Source organism: Pantoea sp. SOD02, from assembly GCF_024707505.1.
In the GTDB taxonomy this organism is placed as follows: domain Bacteria; phylum Pseudomonadota; class Gammaproteobacteria; order Enterobacterales; family Enterobacteriaceae; genus Pantoea; species Pantoea symbiotica.
On record NZ_CP102604.1, the window covers coordinates 3,650,317 to 3,665,565 of the forward strand.

10 protein-coding genes are annotated in these 15,249 nt (G+C 51.8%); 7 read left to right on the forward strand and 3 right to left on the reverse strand.

Translation table 11 applies throughout. The annotated features are described in order from the left end of the window. Positions 1–73 precede the first annotated feature (73 nt). Entirely contained in the window at positions 74–775 is a 702-nt protein-coding gene (locus NR302_RS16845; RefSeq protein WP_222185364.1) for a response regulator transcription factor, read from the reverse strand. Positions 776–1,262: 487 nt separating this feature from the next. Between NR302_RS16845 and NR302_RS16850 the strand changes: the two genes are divergently transcribed. The 3 genes from NR302_RS16850 (at position 1,263) to NR302_RS16860 (ending at position 7,986) form a co-directional block, all read left to right on the forward strand. Further along, positions 1,263–4,937: an ATP-binding protein gene (locus tag NR302_RS16850; protein ID WP_258144029.1), complete on the forward strand. Its 3,675-nt coding sequence runs from the start codon at positions 1,263–1,265 to the stop codon at positions 4,935–4,937. Positions 4,938–5,036: 99 nt separating this feature from the next. Continuing rightward, entirely contained in the window at positions 5,037–5,660 is a 624-nt protein-coding gene (locus tag NR302_RS16855) for a response regulator transcription factor (protein WP_258144030.1), read from the forward strand. Between the two features lie 322 nt (positions 5,661–5,982). After that, positions 5,983–7,986, forward strand: a complete 2,004-nt coding sequence (locus NR302_RS16860) for an NADPH-dependent 2,4-dienoyl-CoA reductase (protein ID WP_258144031.1) — start codon at positions 5,983–5,985, stop codon at positions 7,984–7,986. Here the strand turns inward: NR302_RS16860 and rlmG are convergent, their stop codons facing one another. Continuing rightward, complete coding sequence (rlmG, locus tag NR302_RS16865; protein WP_008103480.1) at positions 7,987–9,105, reverse strand: 23S rRNA (guanine(1835)-N(2))-methyltransferase RlmG; 1,119 nt, start codon at positions 9,103–9,105, stop codon at positions 7,987–7,989. A gap of 81 nt (positions 9,106–9,186) precedes the next feature. Here rlmG and NR302_RS16870 point away from each other — a divergent pair, with 81 nt between their 5' ends. Beyond that, the gene (locus NR302_RS16870) at positions 9,187–9,687 is read left to right on the forward strand and encodes a M48 family metallopeptidase (protein ID WP_258144032.1); all 501 of its coding nucleotides are present in this window, start codon (positions 9,187–9,189) and stop codon (positions 9,685–9,687) included. Here NR302_RS16870 and NR302_RS16875 read toward each other — a convergent pair. Next, entirely contained in the window at positions 9,684–11,372 is a 1,689-nt protein-coding gene (locus tag NR302_RS16875; RefSeq protein WP_258144033.1) for a chloride channel protein, read from the reverse strand. The genes NR302_RS16870 and NR302_RS16875 overlap by 4 nt on opposite strands. A gap of 139 nt (positions 11,373–11,511) precedes the next feature. Between NR302_RS16875 and NR302_RS16880 the strand changes: the two genes are divergently transcribed. From NR302_RS16880 to sstT, 3 genes are all read left to right on the forward strand, one after another. After that, positions 11,512–12,498, forward strand: coding sequence for a Gfo/Idh/MocA family protein (locus NR302_RS16880; RefSeq protein WP_258145215.1), 987 nt, complete (start codon positions 11,512–11,514; stop codon positions 12,496–12,498). 258 nt (positions 12,499–12,756) lie between these two features. Further along, on the forward strand, positions 12,757–13,728 hold the full coding sequence (locus tag NR302_RS16885; RefSeq protein WP_258144034.1) for a TerC family protein: 972 nt from the start codon (positions 12,757–12,759) through the stop codon (positions 13,726–13,728). A gap of 232 nt (positions 13,729–13,960) precedes the next feature. Beyond that, positions 13,961–15,208, forward strand: a complete 1,248-nt coding sequence (sstT, locus tag NR302_RS16890; protein WP_256697548.1) for a serine/threonine transporter SstT — start codon at positions 13,961–13,963, stop codon at positions 15,206–15,208. Positions 15,209–15,249 lie beyond the last annotated feature (41 nt).

Below are 15,249 nucleotides of genomic sequence, written 5' to 3' on the forward strand. Positions count from 1 at the left end.
TGTTACCTGGAACGTGAAGTATGTGATGTAGAAAGGAAAAAAGGCGGCCGTAATTGGCCGCCGCAGAACAGAATTAATAGCCTGACATCAGGTCGTGGCTGTATTTGAACAGCTCAGAATCGGAGCGCAAACCGAGTTTTTTCAGCGCAGATTGTTTCTGTCCGCTCACGGTTTTACGACTGCGTTTAAACTTCACGGCAATTTGCGACACGCTCAAACCGTCGAGGAAACAACGCACCACTTCCACTTCGCGCGGACTGAGGGTTTTCACCTTCTCATACATGTTGCCTTTGCTGCTGAAATCGAGGCTATCATCCAGTGACTCTTCGCTCATTACATAGAGATTCTCCACTTCGTAAGCGACTTCTTTGGACAAGAACAAACGTCCCTGCGCCACCTGACGAATCGCATGCGTAATTTCCTGCATGTTGTGGCTTTTACCAATAAAACCTTTCACACCCGCGCTGAGCACCATTTTGACGATGGCAGGACTTTCCATTGAGGATGAGATGAGAATTTTTTGCTGCGGATAGTGATTACGCAATTGTTTCACCAACGCCAAACCATCCAGTTCACGCTCACCCAGCAGGAAATCCAGTACCAGCACATCAACCACGGTATTTCTTAGCTGATTGAATAATTCATTACTTGAAGCCCAGGTTCCCACCAAATGAATATCGGGCTCATGTTTTAAACACAACTCGAAAACGGTACGGACCATTGGGTGATCATCAAGGACAGCAACACGCACTTGTTTATTGTGTGCATATACCATTTAAACATTCCTTTATTGCAATTTTAACTTTGTCCAATTGTGATAACCACACCGGTTGAAGTGACCTGATGATATTGAGACGTGAAAATTGAGATAACTTATTTATCTCATCATTATAATTCACAAAACTATTTCGCCAGAGAGTGAATAATTCACATTGCTTGACTGGTTTTCTATTCTCAGCGTAATGGATTTTTAGGCTGTCCACTCACGTCAAACTGCGAAAATTCTGACTTAACTACACAATAAGACCACATAAGAATTGTCTTGAAAGGATGATTTGCAGTTAACACTTTGAATAAAATGAACAATTAACAAAAAACACACTTTTAATTACTCAAGCATTTTCTTTATCAGCAGGCTGTTTTTTTGAGAATGGTCGCAAAACATTGATGCCACTTAAATAGAACGAGAGAAGCATTCAAATATCTCTATACTCCAATTCCCTCACTGTAATTAATATCATTAATTTTTTCGAGATGTTGCCGTGCTCAATTCGATCGCAAGTTTTCGCCGGACAGTGCTATTGCTGGTCGCTTTATTTTCCTGTACATCATCTGCAACGGAAAAAACACTGCAGCTTCTGGCTCGATATGATACTGCGCAACCCGCATTGCAATTAGCCGAACCCATTCCTTCGGAATTTCGCAACAAAGTGATCAAAGTCGCAGTAGCGGGTCAGCCGCAGCCTCCTTTATTTATGGATACCGACACGCGACGTTTTGAAGGGCTGAGTGCCGATTATCTCTCCCTGATACAAAGCATGCTCGATACCACCATCGAGCTCTATTACTACCCTGACTACAGCGCCGCGCAGAAAGCCGTGCTCAGTGGCGAGATGCAGATGCTGGCGATCAATGTTGTGTTACCCACTTCATCGCCACAACAGTTGATCTCAAGTGCACCATGGATGTTGGATTACAGCGTGGTTGGCTTTAAAGCAGAACACGCAATCAGCCTGAGTCCTTCACAGGGCCAACGTATCGCCTGGTCCGGAGCACCGCAACGACGCGAATATCTGGAAAGTAACTATCATGGCGACCAACTGGTGCGCTTTCCTGGCTATTATGATGCAGTTGCGTCCGTGGTTTTTAATCAGACTGGGCAGGTTTGGGGAAATGCCGCAACGCTAAATCATCTCAACCGATATCTGTTTGCTAATGCGCTTAAAATAGCGCCAGACGCACACAGTATTCCAATGAACGTTAGCTTTGGCATTAGTCCACACTTTCCCTTGCTGGCGAAAGCGGTTGATAAGGCATTGCAGCAAATTCCGCTGTCTATTCGCATGCAGATAGCCAAACGCTGGCAGCTTGATGTTCACCATGTTTTGCAACGTAATCCACTCGCATTAACCCTGGAAGAGGAGCAGTGGCTGAAGGATCACTCACGTATAAGCACCTTATTACCGACCAAATTAGCCCCGTTAAGTAGCCGTACAGCGAAAATGCCCTTCCTCGGCATGAGTGTTGATGTGCTGGAACTGATCGCCAATCTGACCGGTTTGAATTTCAGTAATCATGCGTTGGGAGCAGCATCACCTTCCAGCGATAAATATAATTCTCCTCGCCTGTTTCCCATGGATATCCTGGATCGGGAAGACGAGGCGCATCCTCAGTTAACAACCCGACCATGGCTGGTATCGCATTGGGTGATCATCCGCAATCAGAAACCCCGCAATATCGTCGGACGCGATTCCTTCCCCTTTGGCTCAGTACTAATGCTGAGCAATCAAACGATGAAAGAGTGGATGTTGCAGCATTATCCCCACCTTAGTTTAGCTAACAGTGATGATCCAATTGATGCCCTGCGCCAGTTGCAAGAGCACAAGATTGATGCCGTAGTGCTGCCAAAAATTTTTGCAGATTATCTGCTACGTAATCATTTTGGCGATGCGTTACATGTTGAGAGTACGCTGGGTGCCGATCCAGCACGTTTCGTTATGCGTGTTGAGCCCGGTAATGAAATGTTGGTCAGCATTCTCAATAAAGCCTTATTAGCGATCCCTCCAGAAACACTGTTCAAACTGCTGGCGCAGTGGCGGCAGGCAGAAACCCCTTTTATTAGCGCTTCATGGCAGAACTATAAACAGGCGATCCTGATGATTGTTTCAGTTTCGTCCGGGCTGATTGTGCTTATTTTGTTGTGGAACCGTCATTTGCGTAAGGTCATTCAACAGCGCATTCAGGCCGAAAATGCGTTAAAGAATCAACTCAATTTCACCCATACTCTATTTAATGAATCGCCGGTCGCGATGTATATTCGCGACAAAAATACCCGGTTGGTTGACTGTAACAAAGCCTATTTGCGCTATATGAATTTCCAGCGTGAAGAGGTGATTGGCAAACGGCTATCCGACGTATTTACAGGCAATAATGCCAGCATCCAAAGTATTGAAGAGGGTTATCAGCAAACCTTGCGCGATGGCGAAGCCGTGATGCGCGATATCCATATGGTATTTGATCAACAACCTCTCCAGCTCTACAACTGGACATTACCTTTTCGCGATCGTCTCGGCGATGTAGCAGGCGTAATTGGTGGCTGGCTGGATGTGACCGAACGTAATGCGCTGTTGCAGGAGTTGCAGCTGGCAAAAGATGCGGCGGATAAAGCGAATCGTTCCAAAAGCGAATTCCTCGCCAGTATGAGCCATGAGATCCGCACCCCGTTGCATGCCATTATTGGCTTGCTAGAGCTGGAAACACGTTCGCAGTCCACGGATTCACTTTCAGAGAATATTCGTGTTGCCTACAGTTCAGCACACGCATTGTTATCATTAATTGGTGATGTACTCGATCTTTCAAAGATCGAATCCGGTATCTATCAACCCACGCCGGAAACTGTCTATTTGCCGGATGTCATTGAGCAAGCTGTCGCACTGTTCCGCAACAAAGCCGAAAGCAAAGGGATTGATCTGCGAGTGGAAATGGATATTGCTGCCTATTGGGTGAAAACCGATCCATTAATGATCAATCAGATCCTTTCCAATCTTTTAAGCAATGCCATTAAATTTACCGACGAAGGCACGGTCACTGTGGTGCTAATGCAAGGTATCGCGCAGGAGGAGGAAGGCAGCGAATTTGTTATTGAGGTGAGCGATAACGGCTGCGGTATGACGGAAGATCAGCAATGTGCCATCTTTGAGCCTTTTGTGCAGGTTGGCGAACGCCATCAACAGCAACTTGGCACCGGATTAGGGTTGAGCATCTGCCGTAATCTCGCACATTTACTGGATGGAGAACTGATTGTGGAAAGTGCACCAGGCGAAGGAGCTGTCTTCTCCTTTTACTTTCGTGCTCCGCAAGGCGAACCACGCGATCAGACACAACCACATCTGTCACATCCCTTGTTTTCTGACAAACTGTCAGTGCTGGTGATTGACGATCATGCCCCAAATCGCTTGTTACTTGGCAAGCAGCTTGAGTTGTCAGGTCATCAGGTGGTTGTCAGCGAAAGTGCTGCCGAGGCCCTGACGCTTTGGCAGCAAGCACCACTGCGTTTTGATTTAATCATAACTGATTGCAATATGCCGACAATGAACGGCTTCCAGTTTGCCGAGGCACTCCGGCAATATGAGCATCAGCATCATTTACCGCCCATTATGTTATTTGGCCTTACGGCCTCAGCCGAGCAGCACATAATGCAACGCTGTTTACAATCCGGCATGGATGACTGTCTTTTTAAGCCTCTAAATCTGGATAGACTGCTGGCGCAGATTGCACACTGTACCCGGCGGAATCCTACTAATGCAGAGCAATCTTCTGCAGCAGTAGAGCTCATTGAGGATGAAGATGCCGCCGGGATGATAGAAACCGGTATTACCCATTTCCCACCGCTCTTAACCCAGTTAGCCGAGCGCGATGCTGAAAGTTGTTTAGCGTTGATTGCCAGCATCCGTAATAGCCACGATGAATTAATGACTGAATTACAACATACGCAAGAAGCGAGTTCGCTCTCCCAGCTCGGTCACAAACTTAAAGGTGGTGCCGCGATTCTTAATGCGCATGCACTGGTAAAATTAGGACGCCAATTAGAGGTGCATCAGGAGGAGGGTTATGATGCGCAGATATTAATGCAGAAAATCAGATTGGAACTAGACCGTGTAAATCTAAATCTATTAGAATTCTCAGAGCTTCACCTTAAAAATCTTCCCTTTTCTTAGAATCATAATCTTATCGAGACATTTCTCGGTTCGCCCTATTAATTCGCCGGACATAATGACCTCCAACGTCATCATTATGGTGCCGTTAAAGGGAGAGATATGTTTAATGCAAAAATTCTCATCATCGATGAGCATCGCTTGGTTGCCTCCGGCATGCAGGCTTTATTATTAATGAATGGTTTTAATTGTGTCACTACTGCGCACACAATTAACGATGGAATTGATGACGTCATTCATCAACACATTGATATACTAATATTAGATCCTGATTTTAAAGAAAAAAATGGCATTGCATTTTTACGAGACATAGTTAAATCAAAAACTTGGATGAAAGTTATTATAATAAGCCAGGGAGGAATTAATCCCTCTTCCATACAGTCACTTAGTCAGGGTGCAAATGGATTCGTATCAACATATGATCCCATCCAAACGCTGATCGCCGCCATTGGCTGTGTATCAAACAACGTCAATTATCTACCGGGTGACATTCTGGATAAACGCCAGCGTTATGCGAATGAGCAAGACATGCTCTCAAGACTTACTGACCGTGAAAATTTTATTCTTAGACAGTTAGCTCAAGGAAAGTCAAATAAAACCATCGCTTGCGAACTGGGATTAAATAATAAAACAATTAGTACTTACAAAACAAAAATATTCCAAAAACTTGAGTCAAAAAACCTGGTTGATATCATTGAGCTTGCACGTCGAAATGGAGCATGTTGAAAGAAAAATCAAGACTAGTCTTGCGGATTGATTGTGTTATGACATGGCATGATACGCCTTGTCCTTACCCCGGACAGTTTTTAAAAAGATTGAGTTTTAATGGAATTAACAACCACAGAGCTAATTTATTAGCCCCTTCTTCATGCTATTACAGGGCGAGTAGGTTTCTTCCCGTGCCTGGCGAGAGAAATCCTATACTTTCGTCTGCGACTTACCGCCCTGCTTTTTTTTGAAGTTTCTCACAGGCTGAACGCCACATACTTCCTTCCCTGCAAAATCCCGCTAGAGTTCACTCATCCGACCACTTTCTGAGTATGTGATCATGTCTGAACATTATGCCCACCTGTTCGCCCCGCTGGATTTGGGCTTTACCCAACTTAAAAACCGTTTTCTGATGGGCTCGATGCATACCGGATTGGAAGAACACGCCGATGGCGCAGAGCGTCTCGCCGCCTTCTACGCTGAGCGCGCGCGTGAAGGCGTGGCGCTGATTGTCACCGGCGGTATTGCGCCCAATCCGCAAGGCGTGGTGGCACAAGGCGGAGCGATCCTAAACCAGGAGAGTCAGTGCAACTGGCACCGCGTCATCACTGATGCGGTGCATGCAGAAGGTGGGAAAATCGCGCTGCAGATTCTGCATGCTGGCCGCTACAGCTATCAACGCGATCTGGTTGCCCCTTCGGCGTTGCAGGCACCGATCAATCCTTTTACGCCGCAAGCGCTTAGCGATGCGGATATCCATCAAACCATTCAGGACTTCGCGCACTGCGCCAAACTGGCGCAACAGGCTGGCTATGACGGCGTGGAGATCATGGGTTCGGAAGGTTATCTGATTAATCAGTTTCTGGTAGCACATACCAACCAGCGTGAGGATGACTGGGGCGGCGATGTGGCGCGACGTCAGCGCTTTGCGTTAGCTGTGACGCAAGCGGTGCGCGATGCCGTTGGCAGCGACTTCATCATTATCTTCCGCCTGTCGATGCTCGATCTGGTGAATAACGGCAGTTCGCTCGAGGAAACGCTGTCGCTGGCGCAAGCGCTGGAGCAGTGTGGCGTTACGCTGTTTAACAGCGGTATTGGCTGGCATGAAGCGCGCATTCCTACCATCGCCACTTGCGTGCCGCGCGCCGGTTTTGCCTGGGTCACGCAGCATCTGCGCGAGCGCGTGTCGGTGCCGGTCATTGCCACTAACCGCATCAACCATCCCGATGTGGCAGAACAACTTCTGCGTGACGGCATCGCCGATATGGTTTCGATGGCGCGCCCTTTCCTCGCCGATGCGGCTTTCGTTCGTAAAGCAGGAACCGGCCAGCCCGATGCCATCAACACCTGCATTGCCTGTAATCAGGCCTGCCTCGATCAAATCTTTGTCGGCAAAGTCACCTCTTGTCTGGTGAATCCACGCGCCTGCCATGAAACGCTGATGCCGGTGATCGCCACCGAACAGCCGAAGCAGTTAGCGGTGGTGGGTGCTGGGCCCGCAGGCATGGCGTTCGCGCTGCAGGCGGCGGAGCGCGGCCATCAGGTCACGCTGTACGAAGCCGACGCACAAATTGGCGGGCAGTTTAATATCGCCCGGCAGATTCCCGGCAAGGCCGAATTCAGTGAAACGCTGCGCTATTTCCGTCATCAGCTTGCTGCCGCAGGCGTAACCGTTAAGACGGATCACCGCGTAGACGTAGACGAACTGGAAGCTGCTGACGAAGTGATTATCGCCACCGGTATCTTGCCGCGCCAGCTGGCGATTCCCGGCATCGATCATCCCAGCGTGCTGAGCTATCTCGACGTCATACGCGATAAAAAACCGGTGGGTAAACGCGTGGCGATTATCGGCGCGGGCGGCATTGGTTTTGATACCGCCGAGTTTCTGCTGCATCAATCCAGCCATGATGATTTTTACCAAAGCTGGGGCATCGACCGAAGCCTGCAGGCGCGTGGCGGTTTGATTGCGCCACAGCCACAGCCCGCCGATCGGCAAATCTGGCTGCTGCAACGTAAATCCGGCAAGCCGGGCGCAGGCTTAGCGAAAACTACTGGCTGGATCCACCGCGCCAGTTTGCAGGCGCACGGCGTGCAGATGTGGGGCGACGTAGAGTATTTGCAGATTGATGATGCCGGATTACATCTGCGTCATCAGGGCGAAGCGATAACGCTGGCGGTAGATAACGTGGTGATTTGTGCCGGACAGGAACCGCTGCGCCTGCTGGCGGACCAGCTCAGTGCGCGAGGTAAATCAGTTCGGGTGATTGGCGGTGCAGATGTGGCGCAGGAGCTGGATGCTCGCCGCGCCATAGCTCAGGCGACCGAACTGGCGCTGAATATCTAATTAACGCAGTTTGACCGAACGCAGCACCACGAACTTGGCGTTGGACGCCACCAGTTCGCAGTTACCAAACAGCTTTTTCATTTTGACGTGATAGCCGAGGTGGCGGTTGCCGACGATGCGCAACTCGCCGCCATACTGCAGGCAGCGTTTGGCATCACGCAGCATTTGCCACGCCAGATGATCGGTCACCGCGTGCTGCTGATGGAATGGCGGGTTGCACAGTACCGCGTGCAGGCGATCGGACGGGAAGCCACTCAGCACGTTGTTAACGCGGAACTGACAGCGCGCCATATCCTGCGGACGGTTCACTTCTACGTTCAGTTTGCTTGATGCCACCGCCATGTAGGATTCGTCATAAAACAGCACGTCCGCGTTCGGGTTCTGTTCCAGCGCCAGCAAGCCAATCACGCCATTGCCGCAACCCAGATCGAGAATCTCACCTTCAATGTCAAAAGGCAGATGCTGCATAAAGAAGCGTGCGCCCACATCCAGCGACGCGCGGGAAAACACGTTGGCATGGTTGTGGATTTGGTATTCAGAATCATCCAGCGGCCAAACGGTGGTCGCAGGCTGATCCGCTAATTGAGGCGCGGTGTAGCGGCTATAAATCAGACGCGCTTTTTTCCACGCCAGCGAGGTTTTGCTCTCGCCGAGGATACGCTCGAACAGCTGCAGCGTGGAGTTGTGAATGTCTTTGGCTTTCGCCGCCGCCAGAATCAGCGTGTCTGGCGTGATCACTTCGCGCAATGCACGCAGTTGATGCTCCAGCAGCGCCAGCGCTTTGGGGATTTTGATCATCACCACCGCCGGCGCGGCGGGCAGTGGCGCCAGGCTATCGATAAAGTGCACCTGATCTTCATCCATCTCATTGAGACGCAGGTTCTGTTTTGCCGCCTGTTCGCTCAGCAGCGAATCGCTGACGTGCCACACAGGACGTGCGCCCAGCCCGCAGGTCAGCGCACCAAAGCTGTCGTTGAACACCAATACCGGGCCCTCTGGCAGCTCTTGCTGCAGCAGATATTCATCGGCGGAATCCCACGCCTGTAGCGGGCTTTCCTCACGCATTGGCGGGAAGCGGTGCAGCGTCAGCGTGCGATTGGTCAGTTCAAGTTGGCTCATGGAATCTCCGGCGTGGTACACTTTGCGCGATTTTCGCCCTAAAAAGGGGGCGCAGTATACTGTCTTTCGCCGGGAATCCCAATGTCATTAATCTATCTGCAGGGTTACCCTGAAAACATCCTCGAGCAGGTTCAGACGCTGATCGAACATGAGCGTTTAGGTTCATTTCTTCAGCAACGCTATCCCGATACGCACAATATCGTCAGCGACCGCGCGCTCTATGATTACACCCAGGCGCTGAAAAACCGCTACATGCGCAGCGCGCCGCCGGTGAGCAAAGTGATTTGGGACAATAAGATCAAGGTGATGAAGCACGCGTTGGGGCTGCATACGGCGATTTCGCGCGTGCAAGGCGGCAATCTCAAAGCCAAAGCGGAGATACGCATCTCCACTTTCTTCCGCCTCGCACCGGAAGCGTTTTTGCGCATGATCGTGGTGCACGAGCTGGCACACCTCAAAGAGAAAGATCACGACAAAGCGTTTTACCAACTCTGCTGCCACATGGAACCGGATTATCATCAGTTGGAGTTTGACGCCCGCTTGTGGATGACCGACCAGGCGATGCGCGGCAACGCGGCTTAAAGAAACTCCTGCGCTTTTTGAATCAAACTGGTTTTGGTCAGTGCGCCCATAAAACGGCGCTCCTGCGGATTATTCAGCACCGGCAAGCGCTCAAGCGTGACGCGGGCAAAAGCTTCCCAACCTTCACGCATGCTTTGATTCTGATAAATGCAGGGAAAATTATTGTCCATCACGCTGCTGACTGGCGAATGCAGCGTGATCTCCTGCGACAGCACCTTGCGTGAGATATCGTGAATCGACACCACACCAAGAAATTGCCCTTCGCTATTAATCACATACACATAACGTTCACGCTTGAGTGAGCTCACCGCCAGCGCCTGTCCCACCGACTCTTCCGGCTGCAGCGCCGCGCCGGGAATGATCAATTGGTCGACGCGCATGTTATCGAAATCATACTTGGCTTCGGAACGGCTGAAATGACTGCTCACCACCGGATAAGTGCTGGACGATTGCAGGCGATAGACCACCATCGACGCCAGCACCGACGCGATCATGATCGGGAACAGTAGGCTACTATTCAGCGTCATCTCTAACACCATCAGCATCGCCATTAACGGTGCCTGACTGACCGCCGCCAGCACCGCCGCCATGCCGATTGCCGCATACAGCAAGGTATTGCCAACCGGTAAATGCAGCATCACGCCCATCTGCGCCAGCGCCACGCCGAGCAGTGCGCCGATCAATAATGAAGGCGTGAACAGCCCGCCCACCGCGTTGGAGCCAACCGATAACGTTGTCGCCAGCGTTTTCAGCACCAGCAATCCCAGCAAGCCCATCAGTAGATATTGGCCATCGATGATTTTGACAATCACTTCGTAACCGTTACCGAGAATATCGGTGGAGATCAGCGCCAGAAAGCCCACCGCTAATCCACCCGCGCCCAGCCGTAACGGCAGCGAACGCACCCGGCCAAACAGCGCCTTGCTGCGCGCAATGAGTTTTATTAGCAGCCAACCGGCGATTCCAGCGACAAAACCAATCAGCAACGTCATTAGCAAGCTGCTGATATCCATCTGAAACAGCGCTTCGGATAACGGATAGAGCGCGCTGCGGAAACCCAGCGACCACATGGTCATTACCGCCACCGCCGACGAAACAATCAACGGAATCAAGCGTTGCAGCGCCGAGATACCAAACGCGATTTCCGCCACAAATATCGCCGACGCCAGCGGAGCGTGATACACCGACGACAGCCCGGCAGCAGCGGCCATCGCCACGATATCGCTGTTGCGCAGATTGAGCGATTTGGGCAGCCAGCGCCCGATTAAACTGCCGCTCAGCGCCGATAGCTGCACCATCGGCCCCTCTTTACCAATCGATGCGCCGCTGCCGATACTGGCAATCGACGACAGCGCACGGAACAGCGAAGTTTTGGTCGGCACCGCATCAAGGCGCGCATTAATTACTTCCAGATAATCGGTCTGCACCGTTTCCTGTTTCTCAATCGCCACCGCATAGCGCAGGAAAAAACCGGCTATAACGCCACCCGCGCCCACCAGCAGCGGCCAGAAGATCCACGGCCAGACATGCATCGCCACGGTGATTTCGTTATCGCTGTTGAACAGCAGGCGGTTAATGACATCGATCACGCCGCGAAAAGCCAGCGTCACCAGCGAGGCCACGCATCCAACGGGGATGGCGATCAGTAATGTGGTCCAGTTCAGAGCATGTTTACTTCCACTCACCCGCGCGTCCCCGCTAAGTCGGTTAAAAAGTTGTGCGGCATCATCATATTGGAATGCGGATCTCAGGATCAAATTTCGCCTGCCTGGCGCTCAGATGAACATGTTACTCTGCCGTTTTACTTTAGCAGGAGAGCAGCACGTGATTCGTTTCGCCATCGTGGGAACCAACTGGATTACCCGCCAGTTTATCGACGCCGCGCATGAAACCGGCAAGATGAAGCTGAGCGGCGTCTATTCGCGTAATCAGCAGCAGGCCGACGCTTTTGTGGTGGATTATCCCTGCAAGCTGACCTTCACCTCACTGGATGAACTTGCCGCCAGCAGTGAGATTGATGCGGTGTATATCGCCAGTCCGAATGCGCTGCACAGTGAGCAGGCGATACTGTTTATGTCGCACGGCAAGCATGTGATTTGCGAGAAGCCGATGGCGTCTAACCTGCGTGAAGCCGAGGCGATGATTGCCTGCGCACGCCAGCATCAGGTGGTGCTGTTCGAAGCCTTTAAAACCGCCAGCCTGCCGACGTTCCTGCAACTGCAAAAAACGCTGCCACAATTGGGCAAACTGCGTAAAGCCCTGATCAACTATTGCCAGTACTCCTCGCGTTATCAACGCTATCTGGATGGCGAGAACCCGAATACCTTTAATCCTCGCTGGTCGAACGGCTCAATCATGGATATCGGCTTTTACTGCCTCGCCGCCGCCGTCACCTTGTGGGGTGCGCCGCAGCAGGTCAAAGCGCAAGCTTCCCTGCTGGAAAGTGGCGTTGATGCGCATGGCGTGGTGGTGCTGGGCTACGGCGATTTTGATGTCACGCTGTTGCACTCAAAAGTCAGCGATTCACTGATCCCGAGTGAGATTCAGGGTGAAGCGGGATCGCTGATAATTGAAAAGATATCCGAATGCCAGCAACTGCGCTTAATCCCGCGCGGCGGCGAGAGCCAAAACCTGACGCAGCCGCAGCACATCAACACCATGCTGTATGAAGCCGAAACCTTCGCCAAATTGGTAGAAGCCGGTGAAGTTGAGCATGCGGGGTTAGAAACCTCGCGCATTACGGCGCAACTGCTCACGGAAATCCGCCGCCAGACCGGCGTGGTATTCCCGGCAGATCAGGCTGAAGTGTAAATATTGCAAAACATTTCTGGAGCCCTCTTGAAAGCGATTATCGAACTCCGTATGTTGAGCGCTGCAAAGGGGAGTAACTTGTAAGCTGATTGATCGTCATTACGATGCGCCACGCATCCGGTCGTCAGGCAACCCGGAACCTATTCTGAGTTGTAAGTGAGACCTTGCCGGAAGGCGAGGTTTGCTTGCAGCACGATCAAAGCGGCTGACGTCTTCTGACTTCAGCCGCTTTTTTTATTTCTGGAAAAGGATACGACTATGCACTCAGTTGGCACACCGTTACTTTGGGGCAGCTTCGCTGTTGTAGTGCTCATCATGCTGGCGATCGACCTGCTATTGCAGGGCCGACGCGGCGCACAAACCATGTCATTCAAACAAGCAGCGGTTTGGTCGCTGATTTGGGTTTCAGTTTCACTGCTGTTCAGCGCCGCCTTCTGGTGGTATCTCGACGGCACCGCCGGGCGCGAAGTCGCTACCGCACAAACTCTCGCCTTCCTCACCGGCTACGTTTTAGAAAAAGCGCTGGCGGTGGATAACGTTTTTGTCTGGCTGATGCTGTTTAGCTACTTCGCCGTTCCAGCCAATTTGCAGCGCCGCGTGCTGATTTATGGCGTATTGGGCGCGATTGTACTGCGTACCATCATGATCTTCGCTGGCAGCTATTTGGTTACCCAGTTCAGCTGGATTCTTTACGTATTCGGTGCCTTCCTGCTGTTCACCGGCCTGAAAATGGCGCTGGCGAAAGAGGATGATGACAGCACGGTTGGCGACAAGCCGGTGGTGCGCTGGCTGCGAAAGCATCTGCGCATGACCGATAGCCTGGACGGTGAGAAGTTCTTCACCCGCAAAAACGGCGTGCTGTTTGCTACGCCGCTGCTGCTGGTGCTGATCATGGTTGAACTGAGCGATGTAATTTTCGCCGTGGACAGCATTCCCGCCATCTTCGCGGTGACCACCGATCCGTTCATTGTGCTGACTTCAAACCTGTTCGCGATTCTTGGCCTGCGCGCCATGTACTTCCTGCTGGCTAACGTGGCAGAGCGCTTCTCGATGCTGAAATATGGCCTGGCGATTGTGCTGGTGTTTATCGGTATCAAGATGCTGATCGTCGAGTTCTATCACATTCCTGTCGGCATCTCGCTGACGGTGGTGGGCGTGATTCTCGGCGGTACGCTGCTGATCAACGCCTGGGTGAACCACAGAAACGACCAGAAGAAGATCTCACCATAATCTTCTGCAGGGGCGCTAATCTCCCCTGCTTTGTTTCGCCAGTGGCAACCTTCGCCTTTTATATATCTGTCACACTTCCCATCATCAGCAGATCAAAAAACCGATCTGCCACGCATGCACAGAATTATCTCTTTCCTCATAAGCTCTTTTCCTTATACTCCGCCGGGCAAACCGTTGTGCGTGGTGGAACCGCGCACAATACTCATGACCGCAAATATAAAAAGACTGTGATATGCAAAACAACTTTATTGGACGTCTGGGCGCGCTGTTCGCAGGAAGCCTGGTAAAACAAATCATGATCGGCCTGGTGGCGGGCGTGGCGCTGGCGTGGTTCTCACGTGATGCCGCACTGGCCGTTGGCTTGCTGGGCGAGCTGTTCGTGCGTGCGCTGAAAGCCGTCGCGCCGCTGCTGGTTCTGGTGCTGGTGATCTCCTCGATCGCCAACCATCAGCAGGGACAGAAAACCAATATCCGCCCGATAATCATGCTGTATCTGCTCAGCACGTTCTTTGCTGCGGTTGTGGCAGTGATCTTCAGCCATCTGTTCCCTCAGACGCTGTCGATGAACGTCGGTGCCACGCAAATTACGCCGCCGTCGGGCATTGCCGAAGTGCTGCACGGTTTGCTGATGAGCATGGTATCGAATCCGATTGAAGCGCTGATGAACGCCAACTACATCGGCATTCTGGTGTGGGCGCTGGGATTGGGCCTGGCGTTTCGTCATGCCAGCCCAAGCAGCAAAGCGTTTCTTAATGACGCGTCAAATGCCGCGACCTGGGTGGTGCGCTGCGTGATCCGTTGTGCGCCGCTGGGGATTTTTGGCCTGGTAGCTTCAATCCTTGCCTCAACCGGTTTTGATGCGCTGTGGGAATACGCCAATTTGCTGGCGCTGCTGCTCGGCTGCATGCTGATTATGGCGCTGGTGATTAACCCGATGCTGGTGTTCCAGAAGATCCGCCGCAACCCTTATCCGCTGGTGTTTACCTGCATGCGTGAAAGTGGCGTCACAGCATTCTTCACCCGCAGCTCCGCGGCCAATATCCCGGTGAATATGGCATTGGCGAAGCGTCTCAATCTGGATGAAGACACTTATTCCGTATCGATTCCGCTGGGTGCCACCATCAGCATGGCCGGTGCTTCGATTACCATCACTGTGTTGACGCTGGCTGCGGTACATACGCTGGGTATTTCGGTGGATGTTCCAACCGCCATTCTGTTGAGTCTTGTAGCGTCGCTGTGTGCCTGTGGCGCATCTGGCGTGGCGGGCGGTTCGCTGCTGCTGATCCCGGTAGCCTGCAACATGTTTGGTATTCCGAATGATTTGGCGATGCAGGTAGTGGCGGTGGGCTTCATTATTGGCGTATTGCAGGATTCCGCCGAGACTGCATTGAACTCCTCGACGGATATTCTGTTTACCGCGGCCGTATGCCAGGCCGAAGCCGAGCGCGAGCCGCGTCGTACGGTTTCAGAATCGGAGTAAGGTGCGGTTATTGATTGGGTCGCCATGAATGGCGACCTGGT

What these genes read in the sequence shown, in the direction of transcription:
- NR302_RS16845 (WP_222185364.1), bottom strand. Translation starts at nt 775, where the DNA reads ATGGTATATGCACACAATAAACAAGTGCGTGTTGCTGTCCTTGATGAT.
- NR302_RS16855 (WP_258144030.1), top strand. Translation starts at nt 5,037, where the DNA reads ATGTTTAATGCAAAAATTCTCATCATCGATGAGCATCGCTTGGTTGCC.
- NR302_RS16860 (WP_258144031.1), top strand. Translation starts at nt 5,983, where the DNA reads ATGTCTGAACATTATGCCCACCTGTTCGCCCCGCTGGATTTGGGCTTT.
- rlmG (WP_008103480.1), bottom strand. Translation starts at nt 9,105, where the DNA reads ATGAGCCAACTTGAACTGACCAATCGCACGCTGACGCTGCACCGCTTC.
- NR302_RS16870 (WP_258144032.1), top strand. Translation starts at nt 9,187, where the DNA reads ATGTCATTAATCTATCTGCAGGGTTACCCTGAAAACATCCTCGAGCAG.
- NR302_RS16885 (WP_258144034.1), top strand. Translation starts at nt 12,757, where the DNA reads ATGCACTCAGTTGGCACACCGTTACTTTGGGGCAGCTTCGCTGTTGTA.
- sstT (WP_256697548.1), top strand. Translation starts at nt 13,961, where the DNA reads ATGCAAAACAACTTTATTGGACGTCTGGGCGCGCTGTTCGCAGGAAGC.